Genomic DNA, 23,816 nt, shown 5'->3' with positions numbered 1-23,816 from the left:
TATAAAAAAGGTTCTTCCTATAAAAACGTGGTAACTCTTTGTATTTATAGCGACTTGTTCCTATTTAGTTATATTAATTAGCTCAAGTATTTATGCAGGTTAGTATTAATCCTCTACATAAAAAAAGCCCTTCATTCGAAGGGCTTTGGTATACACACAATAGAGTTAATAAACTACTTACAAGACAGTGTAGCTTCGCCTGCCTTATTTGGCACAAACTGAATATTAGCCACAGAAATTGACGCTTTACCATTGCTGCGTAAGCTAAATGGGCTTGTTAGGTTTGCAAAATTAACACCCTTATCAGCAAAACAACCTAAATCGATTGATACTGACTGCCATTTATTCTCAATGGTTTTATCCACTACGTTTGCTAAATCAATGCTTGCACCACATTCACCCGAGCAAGTCATAGCAAGTGCTATATCGCTCGTTAGTGCTTCGTTTAATTTAATATCAAAACTAATCACACTATCGGCTTCAACGTAGGCAATGGTATCTTCTGCAAAGCTTGTTACTATTTCAGCACTGGCTTTTTCTGCACCGCTAAAGTTAAATTGGCGCGCGTCTTCTTGTACTATTTTGTCCTCAGTTCGGTATTTAATTGCACCAAATTCATGAGTACTACTCGATACATCTAAAAGCTCATCGCCCGATTTTAACAATAAGCGCCATGGCGCTACAGGTGCACCAACAAGTATATCCATACTCGTAAGCCCTGAGTTATCAAGTTTAGAGTCTTCATCAAGGTCGTCAGCTAACACGTTTTTATCGCCGTACGTTAAACCAAAACCATAAGGAAGTAATGGGTCGTAATTTTCATCGCCTTTATTAACCGCAGTTTGTACCGCTGATTTAGGCCAAGAAAACGATAATTTACCTTTAAAGTTATTTTGAATGGTGCCGTCTGCCGCTTTTAATAAAACATCAGCAATACCTGCGCCTTCTGTACCTGGCAACCATGCAGCTACAAACGCGTCAGATGCGTTAAGTTCGCTGTTAACCCACATAGGTCGACCTGATATAAACACCGATACAACAGGGATACCTTGCTCTTTTAGCGAGCTTAAAAGTGCTAATGACTTTTTATTTCCGCGCTCAAACTCAAGGTTATCTTTATCGCCGTGCCCTTCTGCGTAAGGTTCTTCACCAAATACAACAATGGCAACATCAGGACGTTGTTCAAACGTGCCATCAGCACTTAAAGTAACACTTCCACCTGCTGCAGATATTTGTTCTTCAAGCCCTTTGTAAATTGACGTTGCTCCAGGGAAATCAGCATTTTTATTATTAGTCCCCTGCCACGTAATACTCCAACCACCCGACTGTTTACCTATATTATCAGCACCATCACCTGCAACAAGTACGCGTTGATTAGCTGCGATAGGTAATAGGTTATTTTTATTTTTAAGTAATACAAGCGATTCGCGCACAGCTTGACGTGCGACTTCGCGATGCTCTTGCGCGCCAATAAGTTCTGTTTTACCCGAGTAAAGACGCTTAGCCGGACTTGGTTTATCAAATAAACCAGCGCGTAACTTAACGCGTAAAATACGTGAAACCGCATCATCAATGCGGCTCATACTAATTTCGCCTGACTTAACTTGCGCAATTGTATTGTTATAAAGTGGCTTCCAGGCACCTGTTGGCACCATAAATATATCAAGGCCTGCATTAACGGCTTGTGCACAGCTTTCGTTAGTACAGCCTTTAATTTGCCCATGACCATTCCAATCACCCACTACAAAACCATCAAAACCCATACGTGTTTTTAATACATCTGTAAGTAAGTATTTATTGCCGTGATTTTTAACGCCATTCCAGCTATTAAAAGACGCCATAACTGATTGGCTACCCGCCGACAAACCACCTACATAACCTTGGGCATGAATATCAAATAGCGACTGTTCGCTATCTATATTATTTCCTTGATCATCCCCATCAACGGTGCCGCCATCGCCAATAAAGTGCTTAACCGTGCTAATAACACGCTTATCACTTAAAAAGTCGCCATCGGCTTTACCTTGCAATCCATTTACAATCGCTGCTGAGTAATCATGTACAATTTTTGGATCTTCTGAGTAACCTTCGTAGGTTCTTCCCCAGCGATCGTCGCGCACTACGGCAACTGTGGGTGCAAATACCCAATCTATCCCCGTAGCCATTACTTCTACTGCGGTAATAGACGCTATTTGCTCTATTAAATCTGGGTTATTAGCCGCGCCTAAACCAATGTTATGTGGAAAAAGCGTCGCGCCAATTACGTTATTATGACCATGTACTGCATCGGTGCCCCACATAGTTGGGATACTACTGCCATCAACTGAGTCATCGACAGAAGCTTGATAAAAGCTCTCTGCTAAGGCCACCCAGTCCATTGGTGTTGCATGTTTGTCGCCATTAGGGAATGCACCACCGCCATTAAGGTATGAACCGAAGCCATATTTACGCATGTCTTCAACGGTAATATCACGAATTTCTGGCTGAATCATTTGAGCAACCTTTTGCTCAAGCGTCATGGCTTTTAAATAGTTAACTATTTTAGCTTCAATATCGGCATCTTTTTTAACGGCAATATTAAGTTTTGGCCAAATTTGCGCTGTTTTAGATAACGTTTCATTAGTTTCAACCGATGTTACTGCGTCGTTTGAACAAGCCAATAAAGTACCTACTGATGCAATTAATGTTGCTAAGGCTATTTTATTAAGTGTAAAAGGGGTTTTCATTATAGAGTCTCCTGCGCTTGAACTGGTTTACTACCGCTTAAACCATAGAACACGATAAATATGTAACATAAAATAGGTAAAACATACGAAAGTTGAACACCCACACTATCAGCAAGTGCACCTTGTAAAAGTGGCACTATTGCACCACCCACAATCGCCAAACACAAAATACCAGAGCCTTGAGCGGTATGCTTACCAAGTCCATTTAACGCTAAACTAAAAATAGTGGGGAACATAATAGAATTGAATAAACCAACCAATAGTATTGACCACATTGCTAATTGACCCGACGTGCTCATGGCAATAATGACTAAGATAATAGCCATGGTTGCGTTAAAGCCAAGTACTTTACCAGCGGGTAATTTTTGCATTACAGCAGCACCAATAAAACGCCCAACCATAGCACCACCAAAATAATAAGTGATGTAATGAGCTGCAACATGCTCTTTTAGTCCTGCAATATGTTCTTGTGCTAAAAAGCTTACTAAAAAGCTACCAATTGCCACTTCTGCGCCAACATACATAAATATGCCCACAGCACCTAATGTTAGGTGGCGGTATTGCCATGCACTGCCCTCAATAGTGTCTGAGTTTTTAGCCGCTTCTTTTTGTTCACTCATAATGTCTGGCAATTTAAGCCATGCAAAAATACCGGCTAGTAAAATAAGCATTGCAGCTAAAAGGAGGTAAGGAAGTTGTACTGATTCTGCATTTTGTGCCGGTGTTAAAAAGGCATCTGACGCTGAGTCCAGAATTAACAGAGCACCAAATGATGGTGCAACCGTAGTACCTAACGCGTTAAAAGCTTGAGTAAGCGTTAAACGAGAAGACGCTGTTTTTGCAGAACCCAACAAACTTACATAAGGATTTGCAGATACTTGTAATAACGTTATGCCACTGGCAAGTACAAATAAAGCGAATAAAAACACAGGATAACTATGTAAAGACGCTGCTGGGTAAAATAAGACACACCCTACTGCCGCAATTAAAAGCCCAACCACGATTCCTTTTTTATAACCAAGCTTTTTAACAATGTGTCCACTAGGGAGTGACATTAAAAAGTAAGCGCCAAAAAAGCAAAACTGCACAAGCATTGCTTGTACATACGTTAAATCGAAAACCGCTTTTAAATGCGGAATCAAAATATCATTTAAGCAGGTAATAAAACCCCACATAAAAAACAGTGAAGTTAAAGATGTAAGTGCAAAACCATAGTTTTTATCTTGGTGGTTTTGCGACTGTGTGTGTGATGTCAGTGGTGCTGAACTAGCCATGTGCTCTCCGCAATTTATTATTATAAATTGATCTTCAGTAAGTAATTAATACAAACCCCGCTAAGGCGCAGTATTTAAGAGTTGACCTGAAGATTAATTAACATTAATCTAAAAATGTAAGCGCTTTCACGGCTAATTAAATACGAACATGTTACATATTTCAACAACTTTTATTTTTAATAATGTTTTGTACCCGCTGAAAGTCAGTAAAAATAAGCGCTAAGCGTGCAATTAAGTTCTCAAAAAGGTTTGTAACCAATGACAAAAATATCATTACCATTTAATTCACCTCTATTAACAAAAGACTTTGTTTATGGTGTAGCTACAGCATCATTTCAGATAGAGGGCGGATATGAGCATCGCTTACCGTGTATTTGGGATACCTTTTGTAGTACTGCAGGTAAAATTGCTGACAATTCACATGGTCATATTGCCTGCGATCATTACAATAATTGGCAACAAGACATAGATTTAATAGAGTCTCTAGGTGTTGATGCTTACAGGCTTTCTATTTCATGGCCTCGCGTTATGACTCAAGACGGAAAGTTAAATCCTGTAGGCGTTAAGTTTTATACTGATATTTTAGATGAGCTAAAACGAAAAAATATAAAAGCCTTTGTTACTTTGTACCACTGGGATTTACCGCAACACCTTGAAGATGAAGGCGGCTGGCTCAACAGAAAAACTGCTTACGCATTTGAGCAATACGTAGAACTAATTACTAACGCATTTGGAACACGAGTGTATTCTTACGCTACATTAAACGAACCCTTTTGCAGCGCGTTTTTGGGTTACGAAATTGGCATACATGCCCCAGGCCTAGTCGGCAAGCAGTATGGTAAAAAAGCAGCTCATCACTTATTACTCGCTCATGGTCTGGCCATGAGCGTGCTAAATAAAACATCGCCTAATACTCAAAACGGCATTGTGCTTAACTTTACACCCGCATATCCACTTACCGATAATCAACAAGACATAGACAGTGCCAAATACGCTGATGACTACTTAAATCAGTGGTACATGAAACCAATAATAGATGGTAAGTACCCCGATATAATTAACCAATTACCAAGCGATCATTTACCAGACATACACCCTGGTGATATGGAATTAATTTCTCAGCCAATTGATTACTTAGGCATTAACTTTTATACCCGCCAAGTTTATAAGGCGCATCCTACTGACATTTATGAACCCATTGCACCTACAGGTCCGTTGACTGATATGGGATGGGAAGTTTACCCGCAATCGTTCACCGACTTGCTCGTATCGCTAAATAAAACATACACCCTACCGCCTATTTATATAACAGAAAATGGCGCAGCCATGCCCGATACATATAATAATGGTGAAGTTAACGACTTAGATCGTTTAAATTACTATAATGATCACTTAAATGCGGTTCATAATGCGATTGAACAAGGTGTTGTTATAGATGGCTACTTTGCTTGGAGCTTAATGGATAACTTTGAATGGGCAGAAGGCTACTTAAAACGTTTTGGTATTGTGTATGTAGATTATAAGACGCAGCAACGCACCATTAAAAATAGTGGCTTAGCTTATAAAGAACTCATCTCTAAAAGATAAGAGTATACCCATAACTAAAAACAAGTATAAAGCGGGATAAATAATCATGGTCAGTGTAAAAGAAAAAATAGCGTATGGCTTAGGCGACACCGCAAGTAATATTATTTTTCAAACAGTTATGATGTTTTTAATGCTGTACTACACAGACGTAGTGGGTTTATCGCCTGCTGTTGTAGGTACTATGTTTTTAGCAGTGCGTATTTTTGATGCCGTAACCGACCCATTAATGGGTAACCTTGCTGACAAAACACATACGCGCTGGGGGCACTTTCGCCCCTACTTACTTTGGCTTGCCCTCCCTTTTGCCATTATTAGTATTTTAGCGTTCACTACACCCGATTTAGAAGGCACCGATAAAATAATTTATGCCTTTACTACTTACACTCTGCTTATGGTTGTCTACACCGCTATCAATATTCCTTATTGTGCATTGGGCGGCGTACTTACTGCTGATGTAAAAGAGCGCGTGACTATTCAGTCTTACCGGTTTGTATTTGGTATGCTAGGCGGCGTAATAGTAGCGGGTTGTACTATGCCAATGGTTGAGTACTTTGGCCAAGGCGATGCTGCCAAGGGCTATCAATACACAATGACTGCAATGAGTATTTTAGGTTTTGTACTGTTTTTACTTTGTTTTTTAGGCACAAAAGAGCGTATACAACAGCCTAAAGAGCAAAACATTCCTTTTGCCCAAAGTGTTAAAGCATTAATTAAAAACGATCAATGGCGAACACTTTGCTTAGCTGCATTCTTTTTACTTACCGGGCAAGTATTAAGGCTTACGCTTGCTGTTTACTACGTAAAATACTATTTAGGTCGAGACGATTTAATCACTTTATTTATGACGCTAGGTGTTGCAGCCAGCATGGTAGGTTGTGCTTTAGCTCAACCACTTGCAAAACACTTTTGTAAAATAAAGGCCTATATAAGTTTACAAGTTATTGCCGCCGCTATTTGTGGTTTTAGTTACTTTATTAGTAAAGATCAATTAGTACTCGCATTTACTGCCTTTATTTTATGGAAATTCTTTTTAGATATGGCAACCCCGTTGTTGTGGGCAAAAATGGCCGACACCATAGATTACGGGCATGAAAAAACAGGTGTACGCATTACGGGTTTGGTTTATTCAGGCGTTATATTTTTTATTAAAATGGGCGTGGCTGTAGGCGGCGCAATTGCAGGCTGGTTGTTATCTTTTTACAGTTATCAGGCCGATGCAGTACAAACTCTTGATACCCAGCACGGTATTTTACTGTCATTCACTGTACTACCTGCTTTTGGCTCATTATTTGTTGCCTACATAATGAAAAAATATACACTGACTAATCAGGTTGTTGAAAATATTCAATCTAAACTAACAGCTAGTTAAGATATATACTCTAAGGTATTATTTAGCCGAAGTAGTTAAGGATAAGCGAGTGAACAAATAACATGGCAACAATTTATCAAGTCTCAGAGCTTGCGGGCGTATCGTTAGCCACCGTTTCTCGCGTGATGAACAAAAATACCCGTGTAAGCGATAAAACTAAACAAAAAGTGCTTGATGCTATGGCGCAGCTTGGCTACAAGCCTAATTCAATAGCGCAATCTTTAGCCTCTAACTGTACTAACAGTGTCGGTATTTTAGTGTCTGAGTTACATGGTCCTTTCTTTGCCCAAATGATGGCAGGTATTGAGTCAGAGCTTCGTGCTGCGGGTAAACACGTTATTATTACCACCGGGCACAGTGAAGAAGACAAAGAACAAGAAGGCATTGAGTTTTTAATTAGCAGACGCTGCGATGCCATTATTTTGCACGTAGAAGCCGTCTCAGACGACTACCTAATAAAACTAAGCCAAGGCTCTACACCCGTTTATTTAATGAGCCGTTACGTAGAGCAACTAAAAGACAACTGTATCAGTCTAGATAATCAATTAGGTGGTTACCTAGCCACTAAATCGATATTAAATCAAGGCCATACACAAATAGCATATATTGCAGGCCCGCAGTTTAAAGCCGATGCTTTTAATAGACTTCAAGGTCACAAACAAGCACTTACAGAGGCTGGTGTTAAATTTGATCCTACGCTTTATTATATTGGCGACTTTAACGAAACTGGCGGTAGTAAAGGCTTAAAACATTTTATTGATGAAAAACTTAGCTTTACTGCACTGGTATGCGCCAATGACGAAATGGCCTCCGGTGCTATGAAGTATGCAAGAGAGCACGGTTATAACTTACCAATTGATTTATCGATTGTTGGATTTGATAACGTTATTTTTGCAAACTACCTTTACCCTACACTCACGACCATAGATAATCCGGTCGGGAAAATGGGCGAAATGGCAGCTAAATTAGTGCTTAAAGACGTATATCAAAATAAAAACCTCGTTATAAATCGCTTTTTTGAACCTACTTTAATGCAGCGCGATTCATCAGCACCACTTATTAAATAAAAACTAAAGGCTAAAAACGAGTACTGATTTTGGTACAAAAAAAGCGGCTAAATGCCGCTTTTTATATATGAGCTACTTAACAATCCAAGGCGTTACTTTAATAACGTTCGATATATCGCCAAGCACTGCGCTATCATCTTCCCAGCTATCTTCAACTGCAAAATAACACACTGACTTTTCACACGTTATATTTTCATCATCAAATTGCATTGGGCTTTTAAATGTAACTGCTACGCCCTTTTGCTCTGGTAATAAAAACCACATTAATTTACTTACAAAAAAGCCCGACAAATCAGTTAATAGTTCATCAAGTTCTTCGTTAATGGTATATAACGACTGCTTTGAAAATGCTAAACCTTCAAGTTCGTTTGCTTCTATTTGTAACTTTAGTTGGCAATCGTGCACAGGATTGAGCGGCTCTACTACAATAACCGCTTTATCGGTATCAAGCTGCTTATCGAACGGCAATAGTAATTGTGCTTTATCGGTAAAGTTAAGTGGATACTCGTTTCTTTCGGTTAAAATAGTACCGCTTTTAATCGCACATGTTTCATTAGTACCAATATCACTAATGTAAAAGTTAACTCGCGCATATTGAAAATCGCCTTTGTTAACAATTTTTAAGCGGTCGTAAAAACCGTCATACGACATCACAAATTCTCTCGCATTTACATTAAATGCACTAATGCTCAGCAGTACTAACACAATAGCGTTGGTACAATTAAAAATGTATTTATTCATCAAAGTAGGCTCTATTTTGGCTAATCATCGTGTTTAACTCTTCTATATACGCTTCACCGCGCTCAGAGTAAGACATTAAACCTTGTGTAAGTTCAGTCGCTAAAATTGTTTTTTGCTCAAGACGTAAGTTTTCACGTATTGCGCGCAAATCTTTATAAGCAGGATGCGTATTTATGTTTTTAAAGTAAGAGTTTATAGCAGCTCTTACTGATTTAAACGCAGCAACTTCGTGCGCAGCCCCGGTATTACGGCGTTTTGGCACCATGCCACAACCTTTTGTGTAACACCACTGACCAAAAAAGTTAAGGCCAATACGTGCAAAACGCGAAGTGCCCCATGCAGATTCGTTTGCAGCTTGCATAAGCGCTAATTCTTTAGGAATTATATCAACACGGCGCAATGCTTGCGTAAGTATTAGCGTATCAACCGTGGTTGGTAAGTCATACGACTTTAAAATTTTAGCAATATCTTTGTTTTGCTTTTTTTCTAAAGGTAATTCGTTTTGTAACATCATGCGTGCTATTTCGAGCTTAGCGCGTTGCTGTAATATTTTTTTATTTTCGGCTTCAACGTGCGGACGAATAAAGCTAAAAAATGCATGTTTTTTTTCTTTAACATCACTAAATTCTGAAAACTTTGGCAGTTTTACATTATGTAATGGTTTTTCTTTTTTCTTCACTTTTTTTGGTTGTTCTGACGTTTGTTCATCTAGTTCAACATCATCATTTTGTATAAACGGGTATGCAAGCGCCCAAACAAAAAATACAGTTAGTAAAAGCTTAAAAATCGTTTTTAACATCTATTCTCTCTATTAAACTTAGTTATGCATGGTTTATACACAAGCATACGAAGGCGCATTATACCTAAGCCACTTTATAAACGCGAATAACTGGGGTTTGGTGACCTTTTACGGTTGAATTTTCAGCAGTGTACTTGAATTTTAGATAAAACGGAGCCTATGTAGTGCATTTGTTCATTCGCAATTTATAAGTCCATGGGTATACTGAGCAAAGTTTAATAATATTAACTATGTGTGAGTAAGCAGTATGGATAAACAATGGCAAAGCCGAATAATAGAGCAATATAAACATCGTCCTAACGATAACCGCTCGCCGTGGCAGGTCGACCGTTCGCGTATTATTCATGCAGCTGCATTTAGGCGTTTGCAAGCTAAAACCCAAATTATGGGCATTGGCCTAAACGACTTTTACCGCACTCGCCTTACCCACTCTTTAGAAGTATCGCAAATTGGTACTGGCATATTGCGCCATTTAAAAGCGCAACATAGCGACTTTAAGCACTTTCCATCAACCGGACTGCTAGAAACACTGTGTTTGGCGCACGATATTGGCCATCCGCCTTTTGGTCATGGTGGTGAAATAGCGCTAAATTACATGATGCGCGATCACGGTGGTTTTGAAGGTAACGCACAAACACTGCGCATAGTTGCAAAACTTGAGCCCTACAGTAATGGGCACGGTATGAACCTAACTCGTCGTACTTTATTAGGTTTTATAAAATACCCCGCGTTTATTAACACGCTATGGCATACCATTCCCAACGATACAACCGGTCGTGCATTTATAAAAGCAGATGATTGGCGACCTGCCAAAGGGTTATACAACGACGATGCAGCCATATTCAATTGGATAGTAGAACCACTGAGTCAAAACGATAAAACGTTGCTGAGTAACCATGCCGCTATTGATAAGTACCGCGCTAAAACAACGTATAAATCGCTCGACAGTGCCATAATGGAGCATGCCGACGATATAGCATACGCCGTACACGACTTAGAAGATGCCATTGCAACCCATGTACTTACGTTAGACGATTGGCAAACTCATGCTCTACCTCATTTAAAAGCATTAAACTTTGACTGGTTAAACACCATGCTTGAGTCGCTCACGAAGCGTTTGTTTTCAAAAAATGATTATGAGCGAAAGGACGCCATAGGTGAGCTGGTTAATACCTTTATTATTCATATACATTTAGATATTCAAAACGATGACTTTGAATGCCCTATTTTAAAGTACACCGCTAAATTAGATGCCCAATACGACAGTGTATTGCAAATACTTAAGCATTTTGTGTTTCAACGTTTAATACGCGACCCCGAAATGCAGCAAATAGAGTTTAAAGGTCAAAACTTACTAATAGAGTTATTTACCGCGTTTGCTAGCGATCCGCTGCGTTTATTGCCAGAAACTACACAAGCACAATACATAGAAGCCGAAAAACAAAACCAAGGTATGCGTATAATTTGCGATTATTTGAGCGGAATGACCGACGAGTACGCCTATAAAACATATCAACGATTATTTTCACCTATGCAATAGCTAACATTGAAAAGGCCGAGTAAATTTAATTTACTCGGCCTTTTTCCTCAGCTATTAAAGTTAGCTATTTTGTTAAAGCGCTTTTATAACGACTCTACGCCCATGTTATATAGCGTAAAACCAAATATATCAGCATACTGCTCAATTGTTTTACTCGTTGGTGTACCTGCACCATGCCCCGCATTTGTTTCTATGCGGATAAGCGTTGGGTTATTACCTGTTTGCTTTGCTTGAAGCTCAGCAGCAAACTTAAACGAATGTGAAGGGACAACGCGGTCATCATGATCGCCAGTTGTAATCATAGTGGCTGGATACTCAACACCTGCTTTTACATTATGAAGTGGTGAATAACCTTTAATGTATTCAAACATTTCTTTGCTTTGCTCACTGGTACCGTAGTCGTATGCCCAACCAGCACCTGCGGTAAAGGTATGGTAGCGCAGCATATCAAGTACGCCTACAGCAGGTAGAGCCACCTGAAATAAGTCTGGGCGCTGCGTCATCACTGCACCAACTAATAAACCACCATTAGATCCACCGCGAAGTGCTAAGCGCTTTTTAGACGTGTACTTTTTATCTTTTAAATACTCAGCAGCCGCAATAAAGTCGTCAAACACATTTTGCTTTTGCAATTTAGTGCCGGCATTGTGCCAGTCTTTACCGTACTCACCGCCACCACGAATATTAGCAACGGCGTACACACCACCTTGCTCAAGCCATACAGCATTAACGGGGCTAAAGCTTGGCGTTAAACTAATATTAAAACCACCGTAACCATATAAAATAGTAGGGTTTGAACCATCAAGCTTAATGCCTGTTTTATAGGTAATTACCATCGGTATTTTAGTGCCGTCTTTTGATGTGTAAAACACTTGCTCAGACGTGTAATCATCACTATTAAAATCAATAGCCGACTTACGATAAACACCCGATTCACCCGTAGTTACATCAAACGTATAAGTAGTACCTGGTGTTTTGTAGTTAGTGAACGAATAATAAAGCGTTGTTTGATCTTTTTTACCGCCAAAACCACGTGCAGTACCCACGCCTGGTAATGTAATTTCGCGAATTAACTCACCTTTTTTGTTGTACTGTTTTACCTGTGAAATAGCATCAACCATGTAGTTGGCAAAAAAGGTATCGCCACCTTTTGTAAGATTTAGTACGTTTTTGGTTTCTGGAATTAAATCAACCCAATTTTCTGGGCTTGGATTACTTGCATCAACCGTCACTACTTTTTTGTTTGGTGCATTGAGGTTAGTAACTAAAAACAGCTTGCTGCCTTCGTTATCAATAACTGATGTATCTGAATCAGTATTTCCAACAACCGTTACAAACTCACTGTTTTCTTTTGTTAGATCTTTTATAAACAGCTTATTGCCTGACGTAGACGTACTAGCTGAAATAAGTAGGTAACGGCCGTCATGAGTTACATCAGCGCCTACATAGCGATGTTTTTGCTCATCAGTTTCACCAAATACAACACTATCAGCAGACTGTGCAGTACCTAGCTTATGGTAATACGCTTTATGCTGATCTGTTTTAGCCGAAAGTTCACTCCCTTTAGGTTTTTCGTAACTTGAATAATAAAAACCTTCGTTGCCTAACCAATCAATGCCACTAAATTTAACGTCAACAAGCGCTTCTTCAACTTGCTCTTTGGTACGTGCATCAATAACTATAATTTTGCGCCAATCGCTGCCACCTTCAGATATTTGATACGCGAGTAATGAGCCATCTTTTGAAAACGATAAACCCGACATAGACGTCGTACCATCTTCACTAAACTTGTTTGGATCTAAAAATACTTCAACGTCGCCGCCATCTTTACTGCGGTACAAAACATATTGATTTTGCAGGCCATCGTTTTTATAAAAATAGGTGTAATCGCCTTCAGTAAAAGGAGCGCCTATTTTTTCGTAATTCATTAGTTTTTCAAGGCGCTGCTTTAACTTATCGCGATAAGGGATTTGTTCTAAATAAGAAAACGTTAAATTGTTTTGCGTTTTAACCCAATCGGCAGTTTCGCTGCTCATGTCATCTTCAAGCCAACGATATGGGTCGCTAACGGCTTCTTCAAAGTAGGTATCTACGATATCGCCTTTTTTTGTTTCTGGGTATATAACTGCGTTAACTTGCTTCATTGGTGCTTTTACTTCTTCTTGAGTTACCGTATTAGTTGGCTCTGAACAGCCGCTAAGCGCTACAATTACAGCACATGCTAGAGTGTGTTTAAACATCCTGAGTTCCATTCTTATTTATTAATAGTGCGCCTAAGTTATTAACTTTTAGCCCTTTTGTCTATTTAGATGCGTTAAGCGCCATTTATCGCTGTAAACAAATGTAAACTTACGCTTTAATAGCACGACCCTCATTAAAATAAAAAACAATAAAAGAGCACACTATGCAAAGTACAAACCCCACGTTTAAAAGCTTTAAAGCCTTCTACCCTTATTATTTAAAAGAGCATCGCAATGTGATTTGCCGCCGCTTACATTTTATAGGAAGTACACTCGTTCTTGCTGTAATCGCAATAGCATTATTAAAACAACACTACAGTTTATTATGGCTATTACCTGTTATTGGATATGGGTTTGCGTGGGTCGGACATTTCTTTTTTGAAAAAAACCGCCCTGCTACTTTTAAACACCCTTTTTACAGTTTATGGGGAGATTGGGTAATGTTTAAAGATATGCTTGTTGGAAAAATTAAATTTTAACACTATTTTTAGCACTCTTTTTTTATACCAATTACTTATAAAAACAAAATTGCTTCATGCTTTAAAGTATAGGTTCTAATAAGTAGTACATAATTTATAGTACACCCATTAAATGTTAATTTAGTTAACATTTAATGGGTTTATTTGTATTTTAAATTTTAAAAAATATTTATAGCTCAACAGCTATTTATTGCCAGCCCAATAAAAATGGTTCCCTACCCATAATTAATTTAAACCACCCATCTCATCTTACCAGTTAATTAAACGTTAAATTTAACTTTTAAATATAATTCATTATCCATCAATTACTTAGCAATTACCTCCGCTATATAACTAAAACAATGATCATTATAAAAAACAACCAAATGTAATTATAAAAACCCTTAAATTAATTGAATGTTATTCAATTGACTGACTTTGTTAATTAAGTATATGTTCAAGGTAACAAAGAGGTTTATACCAATCCGCTTAATTAAGTGATCTATTTTGAGGATGGAAAAACGTGTTGATAGCTAGGCAAAAAATTCGCTATTTAGTTGCTCCAAATGAGAATTTTTTAACGCAGGTAACGGCACGTTTAGCCCCTAAAAATGATTAAGTATTATTGCGGGTTGGTATTAATCTTTTTGTACAAAACTAAAATAATTCAATGGGTATGGGGAAATACAGCATGAATAGAAAACCGTTATTTAAATTACAGCAATCGGTACCACAAATATTACTCGCAATGAGCGCGTCTGCTGCACTACTTGGTTCGCTCTCAGTAAATGCTGCAGAGCAAGACACTAAAGCAGAAGAAAACATCGAACAAATAAGCGTAATTGGTTCTCGTCGATTAGGCCGTACAGTAGAAGACAGTGCAGTACCCATCGATATAATTGGTGCAGATGCACTTAAAAATTCTGGCTTTACTGAAACGAATGCCCTACTTAGCAGTTTATTACCCAGCTTTAACTTCCCGCAGGCATCACTTACTGATGGCAGCGACCATGTACGCCCCGCTCAGCTTCGTGGCTTAGCACCCGATCACACCTTAGTGCTTGTTAATGGTAAACGCCGCCACAGCAACGCATTACTTAACTTAAATGGCTCAACGGGTCGTGGTTCATCATCGGTTGATTTAAATGCAATACCAGCAAATGCTATTGCCCGTATTGAAGTATTACGCGATGGTGCAGCAGCGCAATATGGCTCTGATGCGATAGCCGGTGTTATTAATATTGTGCTTAAAAGTGCCAGCAGCGGTGGTTCAGTTGCGGCTATATATGGTGCTAACGTAACCGAAATGGACGGTGTACCACAACTTGAATCTGTATCTGAAGGCAGTGATGGTAATTTAGCCTTTACTGAAGGAGGCGATCGCTCTTTAACAGACGGCCAAACACTAACGCTGCAAGGTAATATGGGTTTTGAACTTGGCGATAATGGCTTTTTAAACATTTCAACAGAATACCGCGACCGCCATTCAACTAACCGCTCTGACTACGATAATCGTGAAAACTACGCACGCATAGATGACGGTTCAGTAGATGGCGCGCTTGACCCACGTGAACTTACCGTAAATCGATATAACCATAACTTTGGTAATGGCGATGTTGAAGACTTTTCTGTGTTTTATAACGCAGGGTATCAATTAACAAACGAAGTAGATTTATATTCGTTTGGCTCTTACAGCAAACGCGAAGGCGAAGGCGGCGGTTTTTATCGCCGTGCAAGCGATAGCCGTAATATAGAAGAAGTTTATCCTGATGGCTTTTTACCTGTTATCACCTCAGACATAGATGACTTTTCACTGGCACTTGGCGCTAAAGGTTTTGTAAGTGAATGGAATTACGATGTATCGGCCGTATATGGTCAAGATGCATTTGAGTTTGGTGTTATAAATAGCTTAAATACCTCATACGGCCCTACTAGCCAAACAAGCTTTGATGCAGGAACACTTACCTACGATCAACTTACTTTAAACGTTGATTTTAGTCGTGAAGTAGACGTCAGCTTTTTAGAAAGCTCGGTAAGTGTAGCTGTAGGTGCTGAGTATCGCCGCGAAGGATACCAAATAGATGCAGGGGAAGAAGCATCATATGCACAAGGCACATTTGGCCCAGGAGGCGCAGTAACCGACCCAGTTGATGGCCCATTTGGCGCAGCGGGGGCACAAGTATTCCCGGGGTTTACACCCGAATCAGAGGGCGATAACAGCCGCCACAACGTGAGCTTATATATAGACCTTGAAACCTACCTAACCGACGATTGGAATTTAGCGGTTGCCGCCCGTTATGAAGATTACTCAGACTTTGGCGATACACTTAACGGTAAAATTGCGACTCGTTATTCATTAACTGAAGACTTAGCACTACGCGCCTCAGTATCTACTGGTTTTAGAGCACCTTCTTTGCAGCAGCAATACTTTACCTCAGTGGCCACTGTATTTGTTGATGGCGAACCAACCGAAACAGGTACCTTTGCACCAAGCAGCGATGTAGCAAAAGCACTGGGCTCACCTGGTCTTGATGCTGAAGAAGCAACAAACTACGGCGTTGGTTTTACATGGTCTACCGACTTTAATTTCAGCTTATCGGTTGATTACTACCAAATATTAATTGATGACCGCATTGTGCTATCAAACAACTTATCGGGTGCTGCTATTGCCGATTTACTTCAAGGCACAGGCGCTAACCAAGGTCGTTTCTTCTTAAATGCAATTGACAGTAAAACCCGTGGTGTTGATGTGGTTGCCTCTTATAATGTAGCAACTGATGGTTATGGCGATTTAGCCTTTAACCTAGGTTACAACTACGGTAAAAATGAAGTAACAAATATTATCGACCCACCAGCAGAGCTTCAAGGCGCAGGGTTTGATCAAGACAACTTGTTCTCAGGCACTGAGCTGCGTCGTTTTGAAGTAAGCACACCGCGTAATAAGTACAACTTAAGCGCAACGTGGACTAACGATGATATTCGTACCACTCTTAGAACAACGCGTTACGGCGAAACTCAAGACCCTTCAGATAATCCAGAACGTAACGAAGTGCTTAAGCCTAAATGGATAACCGACTTAGATGTTGCCTATTCGCTTACTAGCAACGTATCGCTGAGCTTAGGGGCTAATAACATTTTTGATGTTTACCCAGATGCAACCCGTGAAAATGTTGACGATGTAACAACCTTCTCACGTTTATTTGCTTACTCTAGCTTCTCACCGTATGGATTTAACGGACGCTACGTGTACGGTAAAATAGAAATGAAGTTCTAATAAGCACAGCTTAAAGTAACCAAACACACAAAAGCCACCGATTAGGTGGCTTTTTAATGCGAGTTGCTATTAAATCTATAATTAGATTTTAGTTAACCAGCCGTGCTTGTCTTCACTTTTACCCCATTGAATATCGTTCAATGCTTGGCGAAGGCGCGCAGTCGTTGGGCCTGGCTCGCCAGTACCTACTTTGTATTCTTTATCGTTATGAATAAACGTACCCACAGCAGTTAGTACAGCTGCAGTGCCCGAAAGCGCCGCTTCAGTACCTGGTTTAGCAGCACGCTCTAGTAACTCAGTAACGCTAAAGTTACGCTCGCTTACCGTCATACCTAAATCTTTGGCTATGGTTAAAATACTATTACGCGTTACACCGTGTAAAAACGTGCTATCAAGCGCTTTAGTAATAATTTCGTTGCCATCAATAAGTATAAAGTTAGCAGCACCGGTTTCTTGTACGTCGCCACCAGGGCAAAATAAAATTTGATCTGCTTGATACTTAGTTCGTGCAGCACTAATAGGTGCTAGAGCACTGGCGTAGTTACCACCACTTTTTACCATTCCCATGTGCGGGGCGCAGCGCATGCCATCTTCTTCAAGTAGTACGCGCAGTGCAGTTGCGCCACCGGCAAAGTAATCACCTACTGGCGATAGTAACGTGTATAAAAGCGAGCTCATTGATGGCGCTGCCGCTTTACCAATTGCAGCCTCAGTACCAATGTGCGTTGGGCGAATATACATAGAGCCCGGCGGTAATGGCGTTTCATCTGCGTATTCGCGCATAATATCGATAATCATCGTTTTTAGCATATCGCTGTCAAAACTCGGTAAGCTTAATAGCGCTGAGCTTTGTTGCATGCGTGCAATGTTTGCATCCATTCTAAAAAGATAAACAGAACCATCTTCATGGCGAAAGGCTTTTAAGCCTTCAAAACATGTACTTGAATAATGAAGAACGTGCGCACCAGCATGAAGTTCAAGTTTATCGGAAGGGACAATTGAGCTTTCGCTCCATTTATTATCAGAAAAACGAGCTTGAATCATCTGCGGCATAAACACGGTACCAAATGCGGCCATTTTAATCTCTCTTGTGTGGTCTATTTCCCTCCATTGTATGACAATCACACGCTATTTAACCATAGCTAAAGTAAGGCTTTTTTAATTAACTATGAGAATTTTTTGCAAGTGCTGTTTACTAATCAACCGTATTGAGTGCAATAAACAAAAAAATCGGTCAGTGTAGTTACACAGACCGATTTTTTCATTCGTTAATTAAAACATGTTTATTTAAACGAATATTTAATAATACGTTTTAACACCGACGTATACTGTCTAAAAAAACCACCTGTATGATAATCAATACCGTGTTTTTTCAAAACGGCCTGTACTTGAGGTGCAACTTCTTGATAGCGCGAAGACGGCATATCAGGAAATAAATGATGCTCTATTTGGCAGCTCAAATGCCCTGTTAAAACATGAAACCAATGCGGTCCTTTAATATTAGACGAGCCCAGTACTTGGCGGTAATACCACTGCCCTTGGGTTTCGTTTACGCAGTCTTCTTGTTTAAAAGTGTGCGTTTCTTCAGTAAAGTGACCACAAAATATTATGGTCGATGTCCATAAATTACGGATTAAGTTAGCTACTAAATTCCCCGCCAATACCCATAAAAATAAAGGCCCTGCAAGTAACGGAAATATCGCATAATCTTTAATTAATTGGCGAGCGCCTTTACTAAAAAAGCGCTGCTTTAATGTAGAGTGTGAAACAAGCCCTTCGCGGTTTTCTTTCTTTTTACCAATAAAAACACGCTCTGCAGCCAACTCGTGATACGACACGCCCCACTGAAATAACACACTTAAATTAATATACGTAAAAAACTGCCATACATTTTTAAAGCGCCATTTAAAATCATCGCTTAAACGCAACAAGCCATAACCAAAGTCTCTGTCTTTACCAATAATATTAGTATATGTATGGTGCTCAAAGTTATGAACGCGGTGCCAACTTTGCCCGTCGCACGCTATGTCCCACTCATAATGTTGTGAGTTAAGTTGCTTGTCGTTCATCCAATCGTATTGACCATGCATTACATTGTGGCCAATTTCCATATTGTCTAAAATTTTAGCAAGCGCTAATAGCAACACACCTGCAACCCACAATAATGGCTGGATAAAACCAAGCATTAGCAAAATTCGCCCGCTCCATTCACACACTCGCTGTTTGCGCACAACAGAGCGAATATAGTCAGCATCTTGTTGGCCTACTTTGCCAAGGGTATCCATTTTAATGGCATCTAGCTCGCTTGCGAGCATGTCATAGTTTATGTTTTTCATAATTGTAACTCCAAATCACTAACAGGTTGGCTTACGCAAAGTTGTATTAACTGCTCGCCGTTGTCACTCAATTCACCTGTTTTTAAATTGCGTACCACGCCTGACTTTTTAATACATTGGCATTGATGGCAAATACCAATACCGCAACCGCGTTTAACGGGTAGCTTTTTTTCTTCAAACTGAGTCAGTAAAACATCGTTGCCCGATACAACATGGGCACTGGCGTTAATTTTTACGTTAAATTGGCTATCGTCGTTTAAGCTTGGTAGCGCTAAACCAAATGCTTCTTGGTAATAATTTAGCTTATGCGTTTTAGCAAAATCACTCACCGTTTGCATAAATGCTGCCGGACCGCAGCAGTAAATGTCTGGATTTTCCCACGGCTTAATATTGCTGGTTATATCGCTTGATTGCTCACGCGTTAATAATAAAAACGAAAAATGCTCAAATTGCGCTGCCAACTCACTCAGCTCATCAACACATTGATGCTCAGTGGCTTTTGCGTAATACACTAACGAGACTTTTTGCGTAGTTTGGCTTAAGTAATCATCAAGCATAGCCAGCATAGGTGTTATACCCGACCCACCGGCAACAAAAGTAGCCGGTGTATGTGTATTTTTAAATACAAAGTCGCCGTTTGGCGCAGAAATATTGCACCATAAACCCGCTTTTAATGCACTGCTTAGTAAGCCTGTAAAGCGCCCTTGCGCATTTGTTTTGATTAGTAAGCGCACTAAACCTGTATTTTTAAATTGTTGAACGCTTGAAGCCACGGTAAAAACGCGTGTTAATAATCGCCCATTAATTTCAAGCGTTAAACTTATATGCTGCCCTGACGTATGCGCCTGCCATTGTTTGCTTGGCTTAAGCTGCACACTTAAAAAACCGCCATCAAGCACAGCGGTACTAACTACTTGCGCTCTAAACTGTCCTGCACGCCACGCAGGTTTAAACACCTGCATTATTGGCTCTATATAGCCTGCAAAACTTTGATGGTGTAAAAACCATTTTGAAAATTGGTTTAATACTTTAATTATCATCACTATTAATCTCTTGGATCGTAAAATACTTAACGTTTGAACTTACACGTGTACGCTCAAACTTCAGCGCACAAGTGTACGCTGAAATTTTTAGTTTTCAACCCCAATAGAGTAATTATTCAATTTTTTATTAGCACTAATTACTAAAACAATTTTCTGTTAAAAGATCATCGTATAAAAATATAAGTGTGTGTTTTTCATTCAACTCAACGCTTAACAAATTTATTTATGCCATGTTAAGGTTATGTAAGATTGGATTAATTTTGGAAGCCATAATGATAAATTTAATGTCACATAACACACTCCCTAAAATAATAAGTGCAGGCTTAACCGTTGTTATGTTTGCTATTAATGCACCCGCAAATGCAAAAAGCGATTACGTAAAAAACTATAAACAGCTCGATACTTTATCGCTTAACGTTAACGCAGTAACAGCGGCAGAAGGTGTGGTTATACCTTGGGCTATTGAGCCTTTAGCTAATGGTGACTTGCTAATATCTGAGCGCAGTGGAGCGTTATTTTTATTACCTAAAAATACCACTAAATTAACTAAGGTTTCAGGGCTTCCCGACATTGACGCTAATGGCCAAGGTGGATTACTTGATTTATCACTACACACCGATAGTAAGCAAAACCAATGGCTGTACTTTAGTTACTCAAGTAGTGAGGGCAAAGGAAGCGGAAGTAACACCGCCTTAATGCGCGCCAAGCTAAATAGCGATCATACGCAGCTGTCTGATCAGCAATTGCTATACAAAGGCGAGCATAATACTACCAAAGGCCAGCACTACGGCAGCCGTATTGTGTTTGATAATGAAGGTTATGTTTATTTTTCAATTGGCGATCGCGGCTCGCGCGACATAAACCCACAAGATCTCACGCGGGACGGCGGTAAAATTTATCGCTTACACGATGATGGCCGTATCCCAAGCGACAATCCGTTTGTTAAACAAAAAGATGCAAAACATGCAGCATGGTCTTATGGGCACCGTAATCCACAGGGCATGTGGTTTGATAATCAAAATAATATTTTATGGTCTCACGAGCACGGACCACGCGGTGGCGATGAACTTAACATAATAAAAAAAGGCGCTAACTACGGATGGCCTTTAGTAAGCTATGGCGTTAACTACAGCGGTACCAAGTTTACAGACCTTAAAGAAAAAGACGGCATGCAATCGCCCGTATTACATTGGACCCCTTCAATTGCCCCTTCCGATATGTTGTATGTAACAAGTGATAAATACCCAAAACTTAAAGGTAAGCTATTATTAGCATCAATGAAATTTGCATTTATTAGCGCTCTGGAACTATCAAAAGGTAAGGTTGTTAAGCAATATAAAATACTCGATGGAATAGGCAGAGTACGCAGCTTAGCCCAAGGCAGTGATGGTTTTATTTATTTAGGTATTGATGGCCAAGGTATTAAACGCCTAGAGCCAGAAACGTAAACACTAGAACTAGCACACAGTTCGTTAATAATTACACCGTGTTTACTTTGCGCTTTTAAAGCGCAAAGTAAACATTTTCACCAAACAAAGAACTATTAAGCCCATTAATGCGTACACTAACTACATATAATTTAATAAATTAAGAGAATACTAATGTTTTCATTTTTAAAGCCTGATCCCGTAAAAAAACTGCGTAAAGAATACGACGTAAAACTAGAGCAAGGCATGCAGGCACAAAGAAAAGGCGACATTAAAAGCTTTGCCATGTTAAGTGCAGAAGCCGAAAAAATCTGGAGTGAAATAGAAACTCTAGAGGCTAAAAAAGCCAAATAATACCAATCGTGTTAAGTTATTAGACATTTATAGCGACGGATAAATAGAGTGATAACAAGGCATAAATTTCGACATGTAGTTGTTCTACATGAGAAATTTATAACGCCGTTAACGCTTTATTTAGCACGCTAGAAAGGCTAAATATTTAAGTCGATTGGTATAAATACATCGTGTCTGCCCTATTTTAAAAGAAGGAAGACGCGTTTAGTAAATAATTCATGACCTTCTTTTTACAGCTTCCAACATCCGTAAACCACCTTTTATAATATGCTTACACAAACAAGTGTACTTAAAGCGGTTACTTACATTATCGCCACCGTTTTTTAGTGACTATTAAATGATTTAAAATCGGGTTTGGTTTTCATTTTAAATATTTAATTGCTGCATTTATGTACCGCGCTGGCGTTTTTCCTCCTAAGTCAAAAAATGAGGACGTTTTCCTCATTTCTGCATATTATTAAAAGAACAGCCCGACTTAAAGTTTAATACTCGCAATGTGTTACAGGATTTGTTATTAATATTAAAAATAATTAAGAGGACATACTTTGCTCATAAAAAGAGGGAAGTGTCCTCGATAAAGTGTTAGCTACCTAAGGTCAGTCTGGATGATTCTATATAAATACGTATCTTTCAAAACTGCTGTATCAATTGTAAAAAACTCAACAATTGGTTTTTCTTGTCTTGAAGATCTTAACGACCCTTTCGAGGGAACTTCAGTCCATTTTGAAGATAATGGCGATGTTCCAACAAACTTAGCAGCTAATGCAGTTCGAAATAGAATGAGTCGAAAATTTGGTGTTCTTTCACTAACTAGAACACCATTAAATCCTACGATGTGGTCACATTATGGTGATGATCATCGTGGTGTTGTAATAGGCATTGACGTTGAAGCAGCCAATTTAAACTCTTCAAAAACCAGCCTAGTTCCTGCTAAATATGGCGATGTAATTTATTCATCAACAATACCAACTAAGCAGTTGCCACAATTATCAACTGAGCAATTAATGGCAATTGGTAATGAAGTCGAATCTTTTGAAGAACAAGATTATGAGCTTTTCAAAAGAACATTTTTGTATAAATCTTTACCTTGGAACTATGAGGAAGAAGTTAGAGTTGTTAAAAATATAAATTCACACTCATCATCAAGGTATTCAGAATCTAATTTTGAAAACAAGTCTGGAGTATGGAACACTATTCAATTTCAAGGGCGACCAATTTACTGTCTTAGTATCCCTATAGGGTCAGTGAAAGAAATTTATTTAGGTTGTTCAACGTATAAAAACATATCGAGACTAGGTTTTCCTGAACAAGAATATGCACAAATAAAAAATGAGTGGAAAACTAAAGGGATTTCTGTTTTTAATGTTCGCCAAATAAAAAACAATTGGCAACTTGAAAGTTATGTACATAACGGTAGCTAACAAGCACTTCAAACGGAATAAAAACAGTTGGTTAGGTTCCGCTTCGCTTCACATTTTAACCAACTATTTTTGTCCGCTTAAGTGGGCGTTGAGGCTGTAGAATTACTCTTTTTAGGAACGTATCCAACTATTCTTGGTTGGTTGCTTTTTAACCTTGAAT

The 23,816-nt window shown here is 39.2% G+C and carries 17 protein-coding genes; 9 read left to right on the top strand and 8 right to left on the bottom strand.

Features of this window, described 5'->3' with window-relative positions; all coding sequences use genetic code 11:
- Positions 1 to 173: 173 nt before the first annotated feature.
- Together I6E85_RS14705 and I6E85_RS14700 are read right to left on the bottom strand one after the other, a co-directional pair.
- Entirely contained in the window at positions 174 to 2,726 is a 2,553-nt protein-coding gene (locus I6E85_RS14705; RefSeq protein WP_197237066.1) for an exo 1,3/1,4-beta-D-glucan glucohydrolase, read from the bottom strand.
- The gene (locus I6E85_RS14700; RefSeq protein ID WP_197237065.1) at positions 2,726 to 4,000 is read right to left on the bottom strand and encodes a sugar MFS transporter; all 1,275 of its coding nucleotides are present in this window, start codon (positions 3,998 to 4,000) and stop codon (positions 2,726 to 2,728) included. The genes I6E85_RS14705 and I6E85_RS14700 overlap by 1 nt, the downstream gene beginning before the upstream one ends.
- 258 nt (positions 4,001 to 4,258) lie before the next feature.
- On the opposite strand from I6E85_RS14700, the gene I6E85_RS14695 reads away from it, so the two are divergent.
- The 3 genes from I6E85_RS14695 (at position 4,259) to I6E85_RS14685 (ending at position 8,023) form a co-directional block, all read left to right on the top strand.
- Entirely contained in the window at positions 4,259 to 5,587 is a 1,329-nt protein-coding gene (locus I6E85_RS14695) for a GH1 family beta-glucosidase (RefSeq protein WP_197237064.1), read from the top strand.
- A gap of 46 nt (positions 5,588 to 5,633) precedes the next feature.
- Entirely contained in the window at positions 5,634 to 6,956 is a 1,323-nt protein-coding gene (locus I6E85_RS14690) for a glycoside-pentoside-hexuronide (GPH):cation symporter (RefSeq protein WP_197237063.1), read from the top strand.
- 62 nt (positions 6,957 to 7,018) lie between these two features.
- Positions 7,019 to 8,023, top strand: a complete 1,005-nt coding sequence (locus tag I6E85_RS14685; RefSeq protein WP_197237062.1) for a LacI family DNA-binding transcriptional regulator — start codon at positions 7,019 to 7,021, stop codon at positions 8,021 to 8,023.
- A gap of 72 nt (positions 8,024 to 8,095) precedes the next feature.
- Here I6E85_RS14685 and I6E85_RS14680 read toward each other — a convergent pair whose 3' ends face one another.
- Together I6E85_RS14680 and I6E85_RS14675 are read right to left on the bottom strand one after the other, a co-directional pair.
- Complete coding sequence (locus I6E85_RS14680) at positions 8,096 to 8,764, bottom strand: DUF2987 domain-containing protein (protein ID WP_007585308.1); 669 nt, start codon at positions 8,762 to 8,764, stop codon at positions 8,096 to 8,098.
- A complete protein-coding gene (locus I6E85_RS14675) occupies positions 8,757 to 9,563 on the bottom strand; it encodes a glucosaminidase domain-containing protein (protein WP_197237061.1) in 807 nt (268 codons plus the stop codon). The genes I6E85_RS14680 and I6E85_RS14675 overlap by 8 nt, the downstream gene beginning before the upstream one ends.
- A gap of 247 nt (positions 9,564 to 9,810) precedes the next feature.
- Here I6E85_RS14675 and I6E85_RS14670 point away from each other — a divergent pair, with 247 nt between their 5' ends.
- Positions 9,811 to 11,103 carry an anti-phage deoxyguanosine triphosphatase gene (locus I6E85_RS14670; protein ID WP_197237060.1) on the top strand — a complete coding sequence of 431 codons (1,293 nt, stop codon included), beginning with the start codon at positions 9,811 to 9,813 and terminating at the stop codon, positions 11,101 to 11,103.
- 83 nt (positions 11,104 to 11,186) lie between these two features.
- On the opposite strand, the gene I6E85_RS14665 is transcribed toward I6E85_RS14670, so the two are convergent.
- A complete protein-coding gene (locus I6E85_RS14665; protein WP_197174173.1) occupies positions 11,187 to 13,343 on the bottom strand; it encodes a prolyl oligopeptidase family protein in 2,157 nt (718 codons plus the stop codon).
- A 164-nt stretch (positions 13,344 to 13,507) separates the two neighbouring features.
- On the opposite strand from I6E85_RS14665, the gene I6E85_RS14660 reads away from it, so the two are divergent.
- Together I6E85_RS14660 and I6E85_RS14655 are read left to right on the top strand one after the other, a co-directional pair.
- A complete protein-coding gene (locus tag I6E85_RS14660; protein WP_010552524.1) occupies positions 13,508 to 13,822 on the top strand; it encodes a DUF962 domain-containing protein in 315 nt (104 codons plus the stop codon).
- Between the two features lie 670 nt (positions 13,823 to 14,492).
- A complete protein-coding gene (locus I6E85_RS14655; protein WP_197237059.1) occupies positions 14,493 to 17,075 on the top strand; it encodes a TonB-dependent siderophore receptor in 2,583 nt (860 codons plus the stop codon).
- 81 nt (positions 17,076 to 17,156) lie between these two features.
- Here the strand turns inward: I6E85_RS14655 and I6E85_RS14650 are convergent, their stop codons facing one another.
- From I6E85_RS14650 to I6E85_RS14640, 3 genes are all read right to left on the bottom strand, one after another.
- The gene (locus tag I6E85_RS14650; protein ID WP_257983256.1) at positions 17,157 to 18,158 is read right to left on the bottom strand and encodes a branched-chain amino acid aminotransferase; all 1,002 of its coding nucleotides are present in this window, start codon (positions 18,156 to 18,158) and stop codon (positions 17,157 to 17,159) included.
- A gap of 200 nt (positions 18,159 to 18,358) precedes the next feature.
- A complete protein-coding gene (locus I6E85_RS14645) occupies positions 18,359 to 19,411 on the bottom strand; it encodes an acyl-CoA desaturase (RefSeq protein WP_197237058.1) in 1,053 nt (350 codons plus the stop codon).
- Positions 19,408 to 20,451 (bottom strand): flavin reductase family protein, encoded by a 1,044-nt coding sequence (locus tag I6E85_RS14640; protein WP_197237081.1) that lies wholly within the window; start codon positions 20,449 to 20,451, stop codon positions 19,408 to 19,410. The genes I6E85_RS14645 and I6E85_RS14640 overlap by 4 nt, the downstream gene beginning before the upstream one ends.
- A gap of 275 nt (positions 20,452 to 20,726) precedes the next feature.
- Here I6E85_RS14640 and I6E85_RS14635 point away from each other — a divergent pair, with 275 nt between their 5' ends.
- The 3 genes from I6E85_RS14635 (at position 20,727) to I6E85_RS14625 (ending at position 23,656) form a co-directional block, all read left to right on the top strand.
- Complete coding sequence (locus I6E85_RS14635) at positions 20,727 to 21,902, top strand: PQQ-dependent sugar dehydrogenase (protein ID WP_197237057.1); 1,176 nt, start codon at positions 20,727 to 20,729, stop codon at positions 21,900 to 21,902.
- A 153-nt stretch (positions 21,903 to 22,055) separates the two neighbouring features.
- Positions 22,056 to 22,235: a DUF6435 family protein gene (locus tag I6E85_RS14630; protein ID WP_007375469.1), complete on the top strand. Its 180-nt coding sequence runs from the start codon at positions 22,056 to 22,058 to the stop codon at positions 22,233 to 22,235.
- A 605-nt stretch (positions 22,236 to 22,840) separates the two neighbouring features.
- Positions 22,841 to 23,656, top strand: coding sequence for a DUF2971 domain-containing protein (locus I6E85_RS14625; protein WP_197237056.1), 816 nt, complete (start codon positions 22,841 to 22,843; stop codon positions 23,654 to 23,656).
- Positions 23,657 to 23,816 lie beyond the last annotated feature (160 nt).

The organism is Pseudoalteromonas sp. NZS71 (genome assembly GCF_015864715.1).
Lineage (GTDB): Bacteria > Pseudomonadota > Gammaproteobacteria > Enterobacterales > Alteromonadaceae > Pseudoalteromonas > Pseudoalteromonas arctica.
This window is presented reverse-complemented; position numbering and strand designations above follow the sequence as displayed.

What these genes read in the sequence shown, in the direction of transcription:
- I6E85_RS14705 (WP_197237066.1), bottom strand. Translation starts at nt 2,726, where the DNA reads ATGAAAACCCCTTTTACACTTAATAAAATAGCCTTAGCAACATTAATT.
- I6E85_RS14700 (WP_197237065.1), bottom strand. Translation starts at nt 4,000, where the DNA reads ATGGCTAGTTCAGCACCACTGACATCACACACACAGTCGCAAAACCAC.
- I6E85_RS14695 (WP_197237064.1), top strand. Translation starts at nt 4,259, where the DNA reads ATGACAAAAATATCATTACCATTTAATTCACCTCTATTAACAAAAGAC.
- I6E85_RS14690 (WP_197237063.1), top strand. Translation starts at nt 5,634, where the DNA reads ATGGTCAGTGTAAAAGAAAAAATAGCGTATGGCTTAGGCGACACCGCA.
- I6E85_RS14685 (WP_197237062.1), top strand. Translation starts at nt 7,019, where the DNA reads ATGGCAACAATTTATCAAGTCTCAGAGCTTGCGGGCGTATCGTTAGCC.
- I6E85_RS14680 (WP_007585308.1), bottom strand. Translation starts at nt 8,764, where the DNA reads ATGAATAAATACATTTTTAATTGTACCAACGCTATTGTGTTAGTACTG.
- I6E85_RS14675 (WP_197237061.1), bottom strand. Translation starts at nt 9,563, where the DNA reads ATGTTAAAAACGATTTTTAAGCTTTTACTAACTGTATTTTTTGTTTGG.
- I6E85_RS14670 (WP_197237060.1), top strand. Translation starts at nt 9,811, where the DNA reads ATGGATAAACAATGGCAAAGCCGAATAATAGAGCAATATAAACATCGT.
- I6E85_RS14665 (WP_197174173.1), bottom strand. Translation starts at nt 13,343, where the DNA reads ATGTTTAAACACACTCTAGCATGTGCTGTAATTGTAGCGCTTAGCGGC.
- I6E85_RS14660 (WP_010552524.1), top strand. Translation starts at nt 13,508, where the DNA reads ATGCAAAGTACAAACCCCACGTTTAAAAGCTTTAAAGCCTTCTACCCT.
- I6E85_RS14655 (WP_197237059.1), top strand. Translation starts at nt 14,493, where the DNA reads ATGAATAGAAAACCGTTATTTAAATTACAGCAATCGGTACCACAAATA.
- I6E85_RS14645 (WP_197237058.1), bottom strand. Translation starts at nt 19,411, where the DNA reads ATGAAAAACATAAACTATGACATGCTCGCAAGCGAGCTAGATGCCATT.
- I6E85_RS14640 (WP_197237081.1), bottom strand. Translation starts at nt 20,451, where the DNA reads ATGATAATTAAAGTATTAAACCAATTTTCAAAATGGTTTTTACACCAT.
- I6E85_RS14635 (WP_197237057.1), top strand. Translation starts at nt 20,727, where the DNA reads ATGATAAATTTAATGTCACATAACACACTCCCTAAAATAATAAGTGCA.
- I6E85_RS14630 (WP_007375469.1), top strand. Translation starts at nt 22,056, where the DNA reads ATGTTTTCATTTTTAAAGCCTGATCCCGTAAAAAAACTGCGTAAAGAA.
- I6E85_RS14625 (WP_197237056.1), top strand. Translation starts at nt 22,841, where the DNA reads ATGATTCTATATAAATACGTATCTTTCAAAACTGCTGTATCAATTGTA.